This is a genomic window from Acinetobacter sp. GFQ9D191M (assembly GCF_011174875.1).
Lineage (GTDB): Bacteria > Pseudomonadota > Gammaproteobacteria > Pseudomonadales > Moraxellaceae > Acinetobacter.
This window is the reverse complement of record NZ_JAALGV010000002.1, coordinates 116,669-131,356: the sequence shown is the minus strand read 5'-3', so window position 1 is coordinate 131,356 and position 14,688 is coordinate 116,669. Positions and strand designations below refer to the sequence as shown.

General features: G+C 43.2%; 14 protein-coding genes. 4 read left to right on the top strand and 10 right to left on the bottom strand.

Going from position 1 to position 14,688, the window contains the following annotated elements:
* The 3 genes from rbtA to cxpE form a co-directional block, all read right to left on the bottom strand.
* Positions 1-1,313: rhombotarget A (gene rbtA, locus G5T77_RS01000; RefSeq protein ID WP_166236162.1), on the bottom strand; the 1,313-nt coding region annotated here is incomplete at its 3' end.
* A gap of 121 nt (positions 1,314-1,434) precedes the next feature.
* The gene (gene hda, locus G5T77_RS00995; protein ID WP_159124042.1) at positions 1,435-2,139 is read right to left on the bottom strand and encodes a DnaA regulatory inactivator Hda; all 705 of its coding nucleotides are present in this window, start codon (positions 2,137-2,139) and stop codon (positions 1,435-1,437) included.
* Positions 2,140-2,154: 15 nt separating this feature from the next.
* Complete coding sequence (cxpE, locus tag G5T77_RS00990; protein WP_159124043.1) at positions 2,155-3,375, bottom strand: chloramphenicol efflux transporter CxpE; 1,221 nt, start codon at positions 3,373-3,375, stop codon at positions 2,155-2,157.
* A gap of 135 nt (positions 3,376-3,510) precedes the next feature.
* Between cxpE and purM the strand changes: the two genes are divergently transcribed.
* Both purM and purN read left to right on the top strand, forming a co-directional pair.
* Positions 3,511-4,581 (top strand): phosphoribosylformylglycinamidine cyclo-ligase, encoded by a 1,071-nt coding sequence (gene purM / locus G5T77_RS00985; RefSeq protein WP_034170936.1) that lies wholly within the window; start codon positions 3,511-3,513, stop codon positions 4,579-4,581.
* 6 nt (positions 4,582-4,587) lie between these two features.
* A complete protein-coding gene (gene purN / locus G5T77_RS00980) occupies positions 4,588-5,217 on the top strand; it encodes a phosphoribosylglycinamide formyltransferase (RefSeq protein WP_166137694.1) in 630 nt (209 codons plus the stop codon).
* A 64-nt stretch (positions 5,218-5,281) separates the two neighbouring features.
* Here the strand turns inward: purN and G5T77_RS00975 are convergent, their stop codons facing one another.
* Together G5T77_RS00975 and sppA are read right to left on the bottom strand one after the other, a co-directional pair.
* On the bottom strand, positions 5,282-6,085 hold the full coding sequence (locus G5T77_RS00975) for an alpha/beta hydrolase (RefSeq protein ID WP_166137698.1): 804 nt from the start codon (positions 6,083-6,085) through the stop codon (positions 5,282-5,284).
* On the bottom strand, positions 6,082-7,104 hold the full coding sequence (sppA, locus tag G5T77_RS00970) for a signal peptide peptidase SppA (RefSeq protein ID WP_166137701.1): 1,023 nt from the start codon (positions 7,102-7,104) through the stop codon (positions 6,082-6,084). Before sppA ends, G5T77_RS00975 begins: the two co-directional genes overlap by 4 nt.
* A 127-nt stretch (positions 7,105-7,231) precedes the next feature.
* On the opposite strand from sppA, the gene G5T77_RS00965 reads away from it, so the two are divergent.
* Entirely contained in the window at positions 7,232-8,206 is a 975-nt protein-coding gene (locus G5T77_RS00965; RefSeq protein ID WP_159124047.1) for a lysophospholipid acyltransferase family protein, read from the top strand.
* On the opposite strand, the gene G5T77_RS00960 is transcribed toward G5T77_RS00965, so the two are convergent.
* The 3 genes from G5T77_RS00960 to G5T77_RS00950 form a co-directional block, all read right to left on the bottom strand.
* The gene (locus tag G5T77_RS00960) at positions 8,195-10,654 is read right to left on the bottom strand and encodes a DNA internalization-related competence protein ComEC/Rec2 (protein WP_166137704.1); all 2,460 of its coding nucleotides are present in this window, start codon (positions 10,652-10,654) and stop codon (positions 8,195-8,197) included. The two genes, G5T77_RS00965 and G5T77_RS00960, sit on opposite strands and share 12 nt — an antisense overlap.
* A gap of 84 nt (positions 10,655-10,738) precedes the next feature.
* Positions 10,739-11,422 carry a lipoprotein-releasing ABC transporter ATP-binding protein LolD gene (gene lolD / locus G5T77_RS00955; RefSeq protein ID WP_159124049.1) on the bottom strand — a complete coding sequence of 228 codons (684 nt, stop codon included), beginning with the start codon at positions 11,420-11,422 and terminating at the stop codon, positions 10,739-10,741.
* Positions 11,415-12,650, bottom strand: coding sequence for a lipoprotein-releasing ABC transporter permease subunit (locus G5T77_RS00950; RefSeq protein ID WP_166137707.1), 1,236 nt, complete (start codon positions 12,648-12,650; stop codon positions 11,415-11,417). Before G5T77_RS00950 ends, lolD begins: the two co-directional genes overlap by 8 nt.
* Positions 12,651-12,676: 26 nt before the next feature.
* Here G5T77_RS00950 and G5T77_RS00945 point away from each other — a divergent pair, with 26 nt between their 5' ends.
* A complete protein-coding gene (locus G5T77_RS00945; RefSeq protein WP_159124050.1) occupies positions 12,677-13,240 on the top strand; it encodes a PilZ domain-containing protein in 564 nt (187 codons plus the stop codon).
* A gap of 20 nt (positions 13,241-13,260) precedes the next feature.
* Here the strand turns inward: G5T77_RS00945 and G5T77_RS00940 are convergent, their stop codons facing one another.
* Positions 13,261-14,154: an EamA family transporter gene (locus G5T77_RS00940; protein WP_159124051.1), complete on the bottom strand. Its 894-nt coding sequence runs from the start codon at positions 14,152-14,154 to the stop codon at positions 13,261-13,263.
* 15 nt (positions 14,155-14,169) lie between these two features.
* The gene (locus G5T77_RS00935) at positions 14,170-14,655 is read right to left on the bottom strand and encodes a YaiI/YqxD family protein (RefSeq protein WP_159124052.1); all 486 of its coding nucleotides are present in this window, start codon (positions 14,653-14,655) and stop codon (positions 14,170-14,172) included.
* Between the last annotated feature and the right edge of the window lie 33 nt (positions 14,656-14,688).

Genomic DNA, 14,688 nt, shown 5'->3' with positions numbered 1-14,688 from the left:
TAAGTGTCAACAGACCCTAGTAAACGGTCTACACCGCGTTGGTCTGACGCCTCACAGCTGACTGAAGGATTGCTGCTATTGTAGCTAGTCCCTCTATTTACAATCGGTGAATCACTAACCTGATTATAATTCAACAGGATACGAGGACGTAGATAGCCCAAGAACTGATCTTTAGGAACGCTATAAGGACATAGAATAGCATCGCTATTTTGTTTTAAATTTAGACAAACACCTTCACTTTGATCTGAAGCCTCTGCAAACAAGCGAGTACCTGTCCAGATCTGGTTTGGATACGCAGCATCACCTGTACCACAAGATGCTGTTACCAGGTTATTGTGAATCGTACTTTTATCCGTAGTTTCAATCTGACAATCCTGCGTACCATTTCTTAAAATAATACTGTTCGCCACATAGGCTTTACCATTCGGGGCACTAATACGTAGTGCTGTACCTGTATTGTCCACTATTGTCAGGTTATTGATTCCCACTCCATCAATCACATTGATCAGTGCTCCCTTATTTTTTAACAGGGTACTGCTTAGGACTTCAGCATTAATGGATTGAATATCGGCAGGATTATCGACTTGGCCCGCTGTATAAATATTGGTAGCATTATTATTCAGCGTCTGGTTATTCTTTAAAACGCTTTGATAAACCAGAAAGTATGGAAGCTGGCTATAGAGTATGCCACCCTGTTGCGCCTGATTATTTTCAATCAGGCTGGTTTTTATTTCGGCAAAAGCAATCAGATTCTGGCCAAATTTCCCCACATTATAAATGGCACCACCTTGACTCGCAGCTCCCTTGTATAAGCGGCTGTAATCAATCACCAATTTACCTTTATTATGAATTAGGCCACCTTGTTCGGCACAGCTGCTTTTACCGCAACCTTCAAGGTCGAGTTCTTTTAAATTGACTTGAATCAGCTCTTCATCATTGCTAATACGGAAGAGATTATCTGTCCCTTTCATTTGAATATGAGCGTTATATAACCCCATTACCTTATCGGTACTACTAAATTCACCATCTACTTCTGCGATAGATTTAATCGTTACTGATTTCTTGATCGGGATATGCTTATTCAGTACATAGGTCGTTTTTTCTTTTAAGATAATGGTGCCAATAGCATTTTCGCCACCACAGCCCATATAACCTTCTTTAGCCAGGCCACGATTCACATATTCAACAGCTTCTCGAAGTGAACATTCCTTGTCATCTTTTTCAATATCTTCTGTGGTAGTTACAATAATTTCTGCACTATATGCCTGCCCCGCCATACATAGCAAAGCCATGCCTATGCTCTTCTTGAGCATACCCTTCTCCTTAATTTTTTATTTCTTTCTTTTTCTTCTAAAGTTGCATCTTCCTTGCAACAGCGAATTATTTTGCCTTACTTTCGCATAGACTGAGTAATTACTCAAGATGTTTTATAATTTAACGATATTCATCAATTAATGCATAAATCTGCCGCAGGTTAGCATTGCTGACCTTCAGCTTTTCGCCTTTAAGTAATTGAATAATCTGTTCTAATGTTTGTAAAAGCACGGAAGTTTGATGTGGTCCGTGATTTAGCAAATAATCAAAAATCTGTGGATCAAGATGAATACCGCGTCGGTCCAATACCGAGGATACCAAGGCAAATCGGTCCGCATAAAGACTGCCATTTGGGACACGGACACTAACTGCCTGCGTGAGTCGGGACTGCAAATCGGGCAATTCAAGCTTTAACTCAATGGGTGCAAAACGGGAAGAAAATACCAGCTGACCACCGCCTTCATCATTATAATTAATCAAGTGAAAAACGGCGCGTTGCCAGTGTGGAACCCCACTAATGGCTTCAATATCATCCAGTGCGATCAGGTCAAACCGGTCCAGCGAAGTAATCGCTTCAGTAGGCGCATCCAGAAGCTCCAGCAAAGACACCTGTATAGCAGTCTTACCGATTTCCAGATAAGAATCACAAATGGCAGAGAGTAAGTGACTTTTCCCTGTTCCAGCTCCGCCATACACATAAAAGCGGCTGATTAGGCCTGCATGCAGCTGTCGGACTGCATCAATTACATGCCCCCATCCCGGGCCCGAAAAATCACTAATTCGAGCATCGAGTTGAGGTTCTATATCTAGCTGCAATTGACGCATATGATTCTGATGGCCTTATGAGTCTTTATGAAGAGGTACATCCATCTTACTTGATTTCTCTCCCTCTTGCAGTGGTTTTGCTTCTGACTTTTTCATTTCAATATCAACATCTAAGTCTGAAGTTTCTACGCTTATGGAACCTGTAGCCGGATCATTCATGACGACTGCCTGATTTCCATAAAATGATGTGCATTCATAATATTCACGTGCATGTCTGAGCAGAACCACAATTACCGCTGCAACTGGGAGAGCAATCAGCATTCCCATGAAACCCGCCAGTTGAGCACCCGCCAGTACCGCAAATACAACTGCTACTGGTGATAAGCCAATTTTATCGCCAAGCAGGAATGGTTGCAGTACATAACCTTCTACCGCCTGACCGACCATAAAGACCACACCAACCAGAACCAGTTGCCACCAGTCAATCCCAAACTGCAGGAAAGTTGCAATCACAGCCGCAATAATACCGACAGCAAAGCCCAGATAAGGAATAATACTGGCCAGGCCTGCCACCATACCGATAATCAAACCGACTTCAAGACCAATCAGTTGTAAGCCCACTGCATAAACAATTCCCAGCAGAATCATCACCAGAAACTGTCCTTTAACAAAGGCGCCCAGCACACTGTGGCATTCACCTACAATTCTTAAGGTGCTTTCTTCATAAGGGCGTGGAATCAGGCGACGCAAGCTTTCCAGCATACGATCCCAATCCAGCAGGAAATAGAATGCAATAATTGGAATCAGGACAATCGTACCGCCAATCTGCAAGAAGTTAATTCCAGATTGTGCAAGGCGTAGCAGGAAGGCCTGAATACTGTCAGCACTATAATTGGTTTGCACATAGTCCATGACCACATCAGAAATCTGTGTGGTATCAATTTCCATTTCAACGACATTGAAGGTATTCGACAACCATGGCAAAAAGGTTGAATTAATCCAGCCAATGACCGCAGGTATATTGTCACGCGCATAAATCAGCTGCTGCCAGATCAACGGCACCAGATACCAGATCGCCAGGATCATAACGATCCCGATTCCAGTAAAAACGATACTAATAGAGAGCCAACGCGGCAGACCGATATCGTGCAGTTTATCTACCAGCGGGCTGAACAGATAAGCCATTAAAAACGCTGCAACAAATGGAATTACAACGGGTTTTAGTAAATATAGAATCCACAACAACAAAGCTATCCCAGCTAGGATAAACACGCGACGCAATGTGCGATCTACCATAAAGTTTCGCCTTCTCTCTATTAATCGTTATAAAAAGTAAAATATTTTAATAAAGATAGCATTTTAGGGCATAAATACCATAAGAGTTTTGCATATTCAGGTTATAATCCCCCGCGCGAATGCGGAGACTTCATTATGAGCAACTCAACTTCTACCCCAAACACTGGTTTAAGCTACAAAGATGCAGGTGTCGATATTGAAGCGGGAGACGCGTTAGTCGACCGAATCAAGTCCGTCGCTAAGCGTACTAAACGTCCTGAAGTAATGGGCGGATTAGGCGGTTTCGGCGCCCTTTGTAAGATCCCTAAAGGTTATGAAGAACCTGTTCTCGTATCAGGCACAGATGGTGTTGGTACAAAATTACGTCTGGCACTGAATTTGAACCGTCATGACACCATTGGTCAAGATCTGGTTGCAATGTGTGTGAACGACCTTCTCGTTTGTGGTGCTGAACCACTCTTCTTCCTGGACTATTATGCGACTGGTCACCTAAATGTGGACGTGGCTGCAAATGTTGTAACAGGAATCGGTGCTGGCTGTGAACTTGCAGGCTGTGCACTGGTTGGTGGTGAAACTGCTGAAATGCCAGGCATGTACGAAGGTGAAGATTACGATCTTGCAGGCTTCTGTGTCGGTGTAGTTGAGCAAAGCAAAATTATTGATGGCTCTAAAGTAAAAGCGGGTGATGTACTTATTGGTGTTGCATCTTCTGGTGCACACTCAAACGGTTATTCGTTGCTTCGTAAAATTCTTGAAGTTAAAAATGTTGACCTGAATCAAATCGTTGATGGTCGTCCACTTGCAGATGTTGCAATGGAACCAACACGCATTTATGTGAAATCTATTCTTGAACTGCTAAAACAGGTTGATGTACATGCAATGGCACACATCACGGGTGGCGGTTTACCAGGCAACCTGCCTCGCGTATTACCAAACGGTGCTCAAGCAGTCGTAAATGAATCTTCTTGGGAATGGCCTGAGCTGTTCAAACTCCTCCAACGCGAAGGCGGTGTAGAACAGTTTGAAATGTATCGTACCTTTAACTGTGGCGTAGGTATGGTTCTTGTTGTTGATGCAGCCGAAGCAGACAAAACTGTAGAGTTACTCAACGGTTTGGGTGAGAAAGCATGGGCAATGGGTCACATTGCAGATAATGCTGAATCTGTTGAAGGTGCAGACGAAAAAATTCGTGTGATCTTCGCGTAATTTCGCATGATTAAAATTGCTGTACTTGTTTCAGGCAGTGGATCGAACCTGCAAGCCCTGATAGATGCCCATCTGTCAGGAGAAATTGTCGGGGTGCTTTCCAACAAGCCTGAAGCATTTGCTTTAGAGCGCGCTCATAAAGCAGGAATTCCGACTGCAGTCATTGAACATAAGCAGTATCCAAGCCGGGAAGCTTTTGATGATGTCATGCATCAGCAGCTTCTGGACTGGGATGTTGATCTAGTGGTACTTGCGGGCTTTATGCGAATTTTAAGTGAAAAATTTGTGAAAGCCTGGGAAGGGAAAATGCTGAATATTCACCCTTCTCTTTTGCCACATTACAAAGGCATGCATACCCATCAGCGCGTCCTGAATACTGGTGATGTTCTGCATGGTTGTACAGTGCATTATGTCACCCCCGAACTGGATGCCGGCCAAGCCTTAGCACAGGGTGTATTAAAAGTATCGCATCAAGATACGGCTCACACTTTAGCTCAGCGGATACATGTACTGGAACATCTGATTTACCCACAAGTGGTGGAGTGGATCTGTAATGGGACAATTCAGCATACTAAACAAGGTGTGTTGTACCGTAATGCAAAAATGCAAGAACCTGTTCAATTCTGCAAATTCTAAAAGCTCAAATATAAAAAAACGCATCTTCGGATGCGTTTTTTTATTTCTTTAGATGAGATGAACTTTAAGCAGACTGTTGCTGAATCAGTTGTTTGACCAGACTTGCGACTTGCTCAGGCTGCTCCAATGGGAACATATGCCCACCATCTACCACTGTAAATGGAATGCCAAATTTCTTTTGTACTCTTTGCGGAAATTTGCGCGCCAAAAATGGACCTTTCTTGGCAACCACCAGATGCACTGGTACTTTTGGTTTTGCCTGAGGTAACCACCATAGCGATGGATTGGTTCTAAAGATATTCACTTCATCCATTTTAGGAATGGTGAGTTCAACTCCACCTCGAACCGGATCATCCTTTAAGGCGTAGTCAATATAAGCCTGGAAGCAATCTTCATCAAAATCCTGATAAAAGCCTTTTGGTCGTAGCAATTCAGCTGCCTGTTCCCGAGATTCCCAATGATCACGACGGCGTTTCGATAAACCTGCAGGTGACATCTGGTCCAGTGCTTTTAAGCGGAAAGTTTTTGCAATATGCAACGCCAAGGCTTCTTTGCCCATGATCATCGGCGGATCAAGCATAATCATTTGCGAAAAAAGTTCCGGACGCTGTAAGGAGGCCTGAAAGCTCAGGACTGAACCTAATGAATGCCCCAAACCAATCACTGGACGTCCATGAGACTGACGTACAATACTGTCGATCACCTGTTGAGTCAGACTTTTCCAGTGATTATCAATCGGATAACGCTTATCAGGCCCTAATAACGGCACATAGATAATATCGTAATCATCTTGTAGTCCTTCAAACAGCTTTTGATAGACTTTAGATGGCACGCCATTGGCGTGCGCAAAATGAATCAATGGTTTCATTGTAAGGTCGTTTTATTTTCTGACTGAAGTTTCTGTGCCACTGAAGTTGCAATTCCTTCACCAATCGATGAACCCATACGACCCAGTACTGACTCAAATGGACTATATTCAATAGTGTAGTTCAGTGCTTTTTCAGTTTTTAGTTCACGCTTCAAAGTATTTAAACTGCCAATACGGTCTGCAATGCCCAATTTCACCGCCTGTTCACCGGTCCAGAACAGACCTGAGAAAATAGCAGGATCAGTCGATTTTAATTTAGCTCCACGTCCCTGCTTTACAGCATTAATAAAGTGACCATGCACATTATCCAGCACACCTTGTACATGCGCTTTTTGCGCAGGATCAACCGGCTGTGTCATGGACAGCAAAGCTTTATTTTCGCCTGAAGTCATGGTGCGGTCTTCAACTCCAAGTTTTTGCAGCAGGTTATTCACACCATAGTTCGGCATGATCACACCAATTGAACCGACCAGACTCGATGGATTGACAATGATTTCATCTGCAGCGGATGCAATATAGTAAGCACCAGAAGCTCCGGTATCACCAATCACGGCATAGAGTTTTTTCTCAGGATGCTGTTTTTTCAGATACTGGATTTCCTGCCAGATTTCATCTGACTGGACTGGTGAACCACCCGGTGAATTAATATTTAAAACAACAGCCTTACTTTGCTTGTTTTCAAAGGCTTTTTTGAGTGATTTGATGGTATTGCTACTATTTACGCTTTGCTTGTCTGCGGCAATCGTACCAATAATATCAACCACAGCAATGTGTGCACCTGCGCCTGCACTTGGATCAGAAGCACTCATGCTACAGCCTTTACCCAGCGCAAGAATGACAACCAGCAGATAAGCGAAGGTCAGAAATTTAAAGAAGATCCCCCAGCGACGTGCCCGTCGTTGCTCTTCTACTGAAGCTAAAACCGCTTTTTCCAGCAGTTTCCATTCTGGGCCAGTCGGTTGAACTGGTTGTTGCGTATTTTGTATTTGATTTTCAGGTTTTGGTGGCCAATCGGACATAAATAATCCAATAAATTAATTTATATTGAACCCATTATATACACCGAAAAGGGTAATTCTGTCTAAAGAAACCGTTTTCGCCTATAATAAGTGCTATTCTTTTTTATTTTATCAATATTACAACTCAATGACTGAACGCAGCTCAAAGAATTCAGCTTACGGTTTACTCAAATATATTAGCCGCCAACCGCTTTCAGTTTCCCGATGGATTGCGCGTATTCTTGCCTTAATCGTTAATATTTTTAAAGTTTCTAAAACTTCTGATGTAATTCGCCTGAACCTTGAGATCAGTTTGTCTGAACTGTCGACACAGGAAAGAGAACGGATTACCCGTGCCGCGATTCGCAATGAACTGATGTCTTATTTCGAATTTTTCAGTATTTGGGGTTCGAGTAATCAGAAAAATATTGAGAGAGTGCATAAGGTTATAGGCGAAGATTTACTGCATGATGCCTTGGCACAAAATAAAGGTCTGGTACTAATTGTGCCGCACTTTGGCACTTGGGAAATTATGAATGCCTATGTTGCGCAATTCACTTCAATGACCATCATGTATAAGCCTGTAAAAAATCAGGCAGCGGATCAGTTTGTACGTGCAGCTCGTAGTCGCGAACAGGCCAATCTGGTGCCGACAGATGAGTCTGGTGTACGACAGATTTTCAAGGCCTTGAAGCAAGGTGGCACTACTGTCATTCTGCCGGATCATACACCCAACGTTGGCGGTGAATATATTCCTTACTTTGGTGTTCCTCTAGCTACCAGTAATCTGAGCGCCAAGCTGATCCAGAAAACTAAAGCTCGTGCCTTGTTCCTTTATGCCCTGCGTAATGAGGATGCTGGCTTTGATATTCATATCGAGGCCATAGATGAAAAAATTTATCAGGGAGATGCTAATCAAGGTACAGGCATCATCATCAACACGATTGAAAACCTGATTCAGCGTCATCCTGAACATTATCACTGGAGCTATAAACGCTTTAGAGCTCACGAAGATCTGGGAAATATTTATAAGCTTGATCATAACCAAGCTTTGTCCAAAGTGAACCAGTTAAGAACTTCTAATCTGGCTGCTGTTGAACCATCTCTAGAATCAGTCAGTTAGATTTTGTTTTTGTAACCATTTCCAGCGACTTCTTTCAGTTTCTAGAATGATTTGAGTTCCTTGCTGATGAAAATGCAGGCTGCCATGCTCTGCTGTAGTCAATAGAGGAATATCCAATTCTTTGAGACGCTGTTGAGTCAACTGACTTGGATGCCCGTAACGATTAAATTTTCCAGCAGACGCAATCGCCAGTTTAGGACGATAGTGCTGCAAGAATTGATAAGCTGAACTGTGCTGACTGCCATGATGGCCTAAGACCAAGACATCCACTTTTAAATCGGGGTAGTCTTTGAGTAACTGATATTCAGTCTGCCAACCTGCATCTCCCATCAGCAGAAAATTCTGATAAGGCCAGACATCTTTGAGCTGCAAATACACTACACAAGACAGGTCATTTTTATTGAAATTAGCAGTATTTAATTGTTCTAGTTTTGGTGCAATGACCTTAATCTGCACATCATTCTGCCATTGCCACCGCTGTCCCTGATAACATAATTGAAAGTTTGAAGAGGCTGCAGTTTCGGTCACTTCATTGGCATAGATATTCTTAATCTTGAGCTGGTCTTTAATGCTGTGATAAGCACCACTATGGTCCTGATCCAGATGCGTTAAAATCACCTGCTCCAGTTGAGAAACACCTTGTACCGACAGAAATGGCATGATTACCTGCTTCCCAATACTAAATTTTTCCTCATCATAATAACCACCCATATCGATCATCATGTTATGAGTTCCATAACGAAGGAATATCGCCTGCCCTTGCCCAACGTCCAGCACCGAAAGCTGAAATGGCGGATGATAGAGTTGAGGAATACAAACTGGTACTGCCGCGACAGCTATCCAGGATTTTGGCAATACGCCTCGTGGTAAGAATAAAATCAGCAAAGACAGGATGCATAGGCCAATCATCCAGAGATTCATCGCAACTGGTATTAACTGCGGTTTAAACCAGTGATTCAGCAGATTTAAGAATCCCAATAGGATATTCAGCAACAGATCATTCAGCTGAAATAGCATGCTTGAGACCGGTTCAGCGATAAAAAAAAGAATTGCTGCCATAATATCGATCGGTACAATCAAAAGACCGATCCAGGGAATTGCGACCAAATTGCTGAACGGTGTGATCCAGGCAATCTGCTTAAAAAACAGCATCATTAAAGGAAATAAAGCGAGAAAGATTTTCCACTGTGATTCCACTAGCGCTTTAGCTGCAAAATACAGTTTTTGTATTGCTGTCTGATTTTGCTCGGATGGTCGCTGTTGAATGGTCTGATAAATTCTGAGCAATACAAAACAGGCCCCATAGGATAGCCAGAAAGCCGCGGACAAGATACTAAAGGGATCAATGAATAACAGTAAGGCGGCGCTCAGAATCAGAAGTTTTAAAGCCTGCAGATTTTGTCGAAGCAGCATGAGGAAGACACCAATCATACAGATCAGCAGAGTGCGGATTGCCGGGATTTCAAAACCCACAAAGGCACAGTACAGCACCACACAAAACAGAAAAGGTAAAGCCAGAAAATACTGGCGTGGCCATCTTAGATAAAGCTGAGGCATACTTCGTGCGACAAGTAGCCGAAGCATAGTACAGACCATCAGGGCAAAGATCAGCACATGTGGTCCGGAAATCGCCAGTAAGTGACTCATACCCATACGTCGAAATTGCTGTTCAGTTGCAGGATTTAAAAGGCTTTCATCTCCGGTGAGCAAAGCCAGAAGCAAACCTTTATTTTGTACAGGTTGTCGTGCTATGAACTCTCTTAATTGCAGCCGCTTCTTCTCTACCCAAAGTAGAAATTGCTGAGTTAAAGCTCTTTGCTCTCGAATAAACTGACTATACCCCAGTGTAGAAACAGTAGCTGAATCAAGTTGCTCTATCTGTTTGATCCGGAAACCTGCCATCATATTCTGTTGCAGTGCCCATTTTTCAGCATCAAAAGCACCGGGCGTTGCATAACTGTGATTAGGACGTACCTGCCCTTGCAGCCGGTAATAATGCCCCAGTTCAAGTGCATTATTTTCATGATTCGCTGATAGTTGTGAAGTATTCGATGAGGTTTTAGGTAGAAAACCCATCCAGGTTACGGTGCGTCCATCGAGGTTTAATACTTCCAAAGGCTGCTGGATGGATTGTTCACCGAGTTTATTCAAGCGTTTGACATAAACGATAATGTCTTTCTGCAGTACTTCATGCTCGACATTCAATAGCCGTTGGCTGAGCTGTTGATTGGCATAACCATATCCCAAAAATGTCCCGAGTAGAATACAGGTACTTACCAGCAATCCTTTATGTAAGGGCTTTTTCAGAACAGTATTGAGCTTGGAACTACAGAAATAAAAGAGCACAGCAAGAAATATCACTGAGATTGAATTCAACTCAATATTCAGAAAAGATTTTCCCATACTGGCAAGGCCTAAAATCCAGCCCAGACACAACCATTGCAACATGAAGATTTTCTTTTTTATTATTATTTTCAGGCAATAATAAAGCCCACCGAAGTGAGCTTCAATTAAAGAAGATTATTTCTGTAATTAGTCATTCATCCATAGGCCATCACGCATATGTAGAATCCGGTCTGCCGAATGCGCTAATTGCTCATCATGGGTCACAATTAACATAGCCATATTGAATTCGCTACGTAATTCAGTCAGTAACTCAAAGATTTTATCGGCTGTTTTACGGTCCAAGTTACCTGTTGGCTCATCTGCCATCATTAACTTCGGCTTGGTCACCACGGCACGAGCCAGTGCTACACGCTGACGCTCGCCCCCTGAAAGTTCGCCCGGTTGATGGGTTAAACGATGGGTTAATCCAACACGCTCCAGCAAGTATTCTGCCTGCTGTTTAGCCTCTTTAAACTTGACGTTTTTACGAAGCATTAAAGGCATCGCGACATTTTCTAGTGCAGTAAACTCTGGCAATAAATGGTGGAATTGATATACAAAGCCCAAATTTTCATTACGGACATAGCCGCGTTCTGCTTCAGATAAATTGTCAAAACGGCGGCCATTGACCATCACTTGTCCGGCAGAAGGACGATCCAATCCTCCCAAAATATGCAACAAGGTACTTTTACCGGAACCACTTGAACCGACAATAGAAACAAATTCCCCGGCCTTTACCTGCAATGAAATCCCTTTGATCACATCAACCGTAGATTTTCCATCTGTAAAAGATTTCTCGATATTTTGGGCATCCAGAACCAGATTACTCATAACGCAATGCCTCCGCCGGTTGAATTTTAGCAGCACGGAATGCTGGATAAATAGTGGCCAGGAAACTTAAAGCAAGTGACAGACCTACAATCACGACCACATCCTGCCAGCGCAGATAAGAAGGTAAATAGTTGATGAAATAGGCATCGAACATATTCAGGCCAAGTGAATTGTTTAACCAGCCAATAAAACCACTAATACTGGTGGCTGCAATAATCCCGAGAATGGCACCCGCACAGGTACCGATTACGCCAATTACAGTACCTTGAACCATAAAGATTCGGGTAATCGTGGCAGGTGAAGCACCCAAAGTACGTAAAATTGCGATGTCGGATTTTTTATCTGTGACCACCATCACCAGTGAAGATACGATATTAAATGCTGCGACCAGGACAATCAGGAATAGCAATAAACTCACCATCGCTTTTTCCATCTGGATTGCACTAAACAGATTACCATGGGTATAAGTCCAGTCAGAGGCATAGAAGTTACCCGGTAAGTCACGCACAATTTCCTGAGAAACCTGAGGCGCTGCGAAAATGTCATCCAGCTTCATACGTACGCCCTGAGCACCATCTGGCAAACGTAACAAGGTTGAAGCATCGTTCAAGGCAATATAACCCATCATCGAATCAACTTCTGCACCAATGCTGAAGATCCCAACCACTTTAAAGCGTTTAAAACGTGGCACAACACCCGCTGGTGAAGGCGTCGCTTCAGGTAGAACCAAGGTAATATTATCGTTCAAGCCTACGCCCATGGCATCTGCCATCTGTTTGCCTAAAACAATCCCAAATTCACCTTTTTTCAGGTTATCAATACTACCCTCGACCATATGGTTCTGGATGATCGAAACTTTCTTCTCATACTTTGGTTCAATTCCGCTGACCATAATTCCGGCAACTTGCCCTTGAGCCGTGAGCATCCCCTGTAACTGGGTAAAAGGAGCCACACCTTGAACGTGTTCATGCCGCTCAATCTGCTTTGCAAGTTCAGGCCAATTTGTTAGAATTTGCGTCGAAGAAACAGTGGCTTGAGGAACCATCCCCAAGACGCGATTTTTCAACTCTCGGTCAAAACCATTCATGACAGACAAAACTGTAATGAGGACTGCTACACCGAGCGTGAGACCGATCATTGAGACCAATGCGATAAAAGAAATGAAGTGGTTACTACGCCGTGCGCGAGTATATTTCAACCCTATATACAGCGAGATTGGTTTGAACATAACCATCTAGTCCGAGGTAATAAATTATGGAAAATGTACAGCATCCAAACGGATTCACTGAAAGACGAGTCCTGTCTCGAATCGATGCTGCTTTACGAATCAATTATCAGATTATTTCCGATGATGTTGCCTTGAATGATCCTTACGATGCTAATTTCGTATTGCCCCGCTATTTTCTACTACTTGCAGAGCTAGATCAATTTGATCATGCTGTTAACTACGAATTAGAACAATTATCTGAAAAAGATCAACAAATTGCTCGAATCTTATCCTTATTCAACCAAAAATTAAACCTTATTACCGGTTCTTTGTATGACGCAATTGTACAAAGCATGTTACCTGTACCGGAACATGTGAACTTTTCAGAGACTGGTTTTAGCTTCTTTAGTGATCAGCCGATTAGTGAAGGAACCTATCTGCATGTGACTTTAAGTCACCCGGAAAACTTCTTCCACATCGCGGCAACCGCTCAGGTGGCCTACAGTCGTGCAGAAGAAAACGGGAAATATCGTACGGGTGCTTATTTCATTACCCTGCATCCTCAGGATCGCGTCAAACTGGGCGAATGTGTGAAAGCCAGCTTTGCTTAAGACTGGTATCTATCTTTTTATTAAAGGCGGGCTTTATAGCTCGCCTTAATTTCTTTAGCGAAATAAACCACTAAGCCAAACAATAAGATTACTACACCCACCAAAGCAATGAGCGGCAATTTTTCATTATTCAATAATACACCTACCAGCAAGGCCAGCATCGGTGTCAGAACGGTGGTTAAAGATAGAGTCGTCGGCTTAATCTTCTGTACCAGTTTGAAATAACAGAACATCGCAATCAGTGATGCCATAATTACCGCATATACCAGACCAAATAAGGACTTGGCATGTGGCATAGCAGTGGGTGCGTATTGCCAGATAAATGGCAACATACCCAGAGAAAAAACGACTGACAAACCAATCGAACCGGCCGCCTGTGCCATAGGATCAATTGGTGCATTGATTTTCTTCACCCAGAACATAGATACGCAATAAACTAATACCCCAACCAGAGCGATCACGATTCCAATTGGCTGTATATGCTGATCTGCATCACCTAGACAGATCACCGAAAGTCCGATTAAAGCGATTCCCATTCCCAGCCATTGATTTAGCGAAAGTTGCATCTGAAAGACAAAACGCCCAATCAGACCTGAAATTAGGGGTGCCAAGCCGAACATTAAGGCAATGATGCCGGAACTTAAATAATCCGTAGACCAGTAAGTAAAAATTTGCGAGCCGATAAAACTGCATGCACCCGCCAAGTAACTATGCAGGGAAACACGATCAAGCGGTAATCTGGTTTTAAATAACCACAATAATCCTAAGGCCAGAGGCAAAGCCAAAAAGAAGCGGATCGCCAATGCCCACATCGGATGCAAATCTTCCACACTCCAGACAATCGCCAGTGGTGTGGTGGACCAGATGAAAACCAGCAAGGCATAGGTCAACATCAGGTTACTTTTTGGGGGCATACTTGATCTCGTTTTTTATTTAATCGCAGTTTTACGTTTCTGTTTTTGAATGGTTTGATCTAGAGAGCTGGAAAATTCACGTTTATCACGTTCAGAAATCGGCGGTGGGCCACCGGTTTGTACACCAGCCCCCCGCAAGGTATCCATAAAATCACGTAAATGTAGACGTGCTTTGACGTTAGCCACTGTATAGATTTCGCCACGCGGGTGAATCGCGATACCGCCCTTCTCGATGACTTGAGCAGCCAAAGGAATATCCTGCGTCACCACAATGTCATGCTCTTTCATACGATCAACAATTTCCTGATCTGCTGCATCTGCCCCGCTCATCACCTGAATAGAATTGATACGAATCGACGGTGTAATCCCTACCGGCTGATTAGCCACAAAAGTGACTTCAAGCTGATAACGATCGGAGGCACGGATAATCACATCTTTCAGAATACGAGGTAATGCATCTGCATCGACCCAAAGTTTGAATGGCAACACACAGCTTTCCATAAGGGAGAAATTTGGACTAGTGTAGCAAATCAG

Coding starts and splice junctions, on each gene's coding strand:
- hda (WP_159124042.1), bottom strand. CDS start 2,139: ATGCGTCAATTGCAGCTAGATATAGAACCTCAACTCGATGCTCGAATT.
- cxpE (WP_159124043.1), bottom strand. CDS start 3,375: ATGGTAGATCGCACATTGCGTCGCGTGTTTATCCTAGCTGGGATAGCT.
- purM (WP_034170936.1), top strand. CDS start 3,511: ATGAGCAACTCAACTTCTACCCCAAACACTGGTTTAAGCTACAAAGAT.
- purN (WP_166137694.1), top strand. CDS start 4,588: ATGATTAAAATTGCTGTACTTGTTTCAGGCAGTGGATCGAACCTGCAA.
- G5T77_RS00975 (WP_166137698.1), bottom strand. CDS start 6,085: ATGAAACCATTGATTCATTTTGCGCACGCCAATGGCGTGCCATCTAAA.
- sppA (WP_166137701.1), bottom strand. CDS start 7,104: ATGTCCGATTGGCCACCAAAACCTGAAAATCAAATACAAAATACGCAA.
- G5T77_RS00965 (WP_159124047.1), top strand. CDS start 7,232: ATGACTGAACGCAGCTCAAAGAATTCAGCTTACGGTTTACTCAAATAT.
- G5T77_RS00960 (WP_166137704.1), bottom strand. CDS start 10,654: ATGTTGCAATGGTTGTGTCTGGGCTGGATTTTAGGCCTTGCCAGTATG.
- lolD (WP_159124049.1), bottom strand. CDS start 11,422: ATGAGTAATCTGGTTCTGGATGCCCAAAATATCGAGAAATCTTTTACA.
- G5T77_RS00950 (WP_166137707.1), bottom strand. CDS start 12,650: ATGTTCAAACCAATCTCGCTGTATATAGGGTTGAAATATACTCGCGCA.
- G5T77_RS00945 (WP_159124050.1), top strand. CDS start 12,677: ATGGAAAATGTACAGCATCCAAACGGATTCACTGAAAGACGAGTCCTG.
- G5T77_RS00940 (WP_159124051.1), bottom strand. CDS start 14,154: ATGCCCCCAAAAAGTAACCTGATGTTGACCTATGCCTTGCTGGTTTTC.
- G5T77_RS00935 (WP_159124052.1), bottom strand. CDS start 14,655: ATGGAAAGCTGTGTGTTGCCATTCAAACTTTGGGTCGATGCAGATGCA.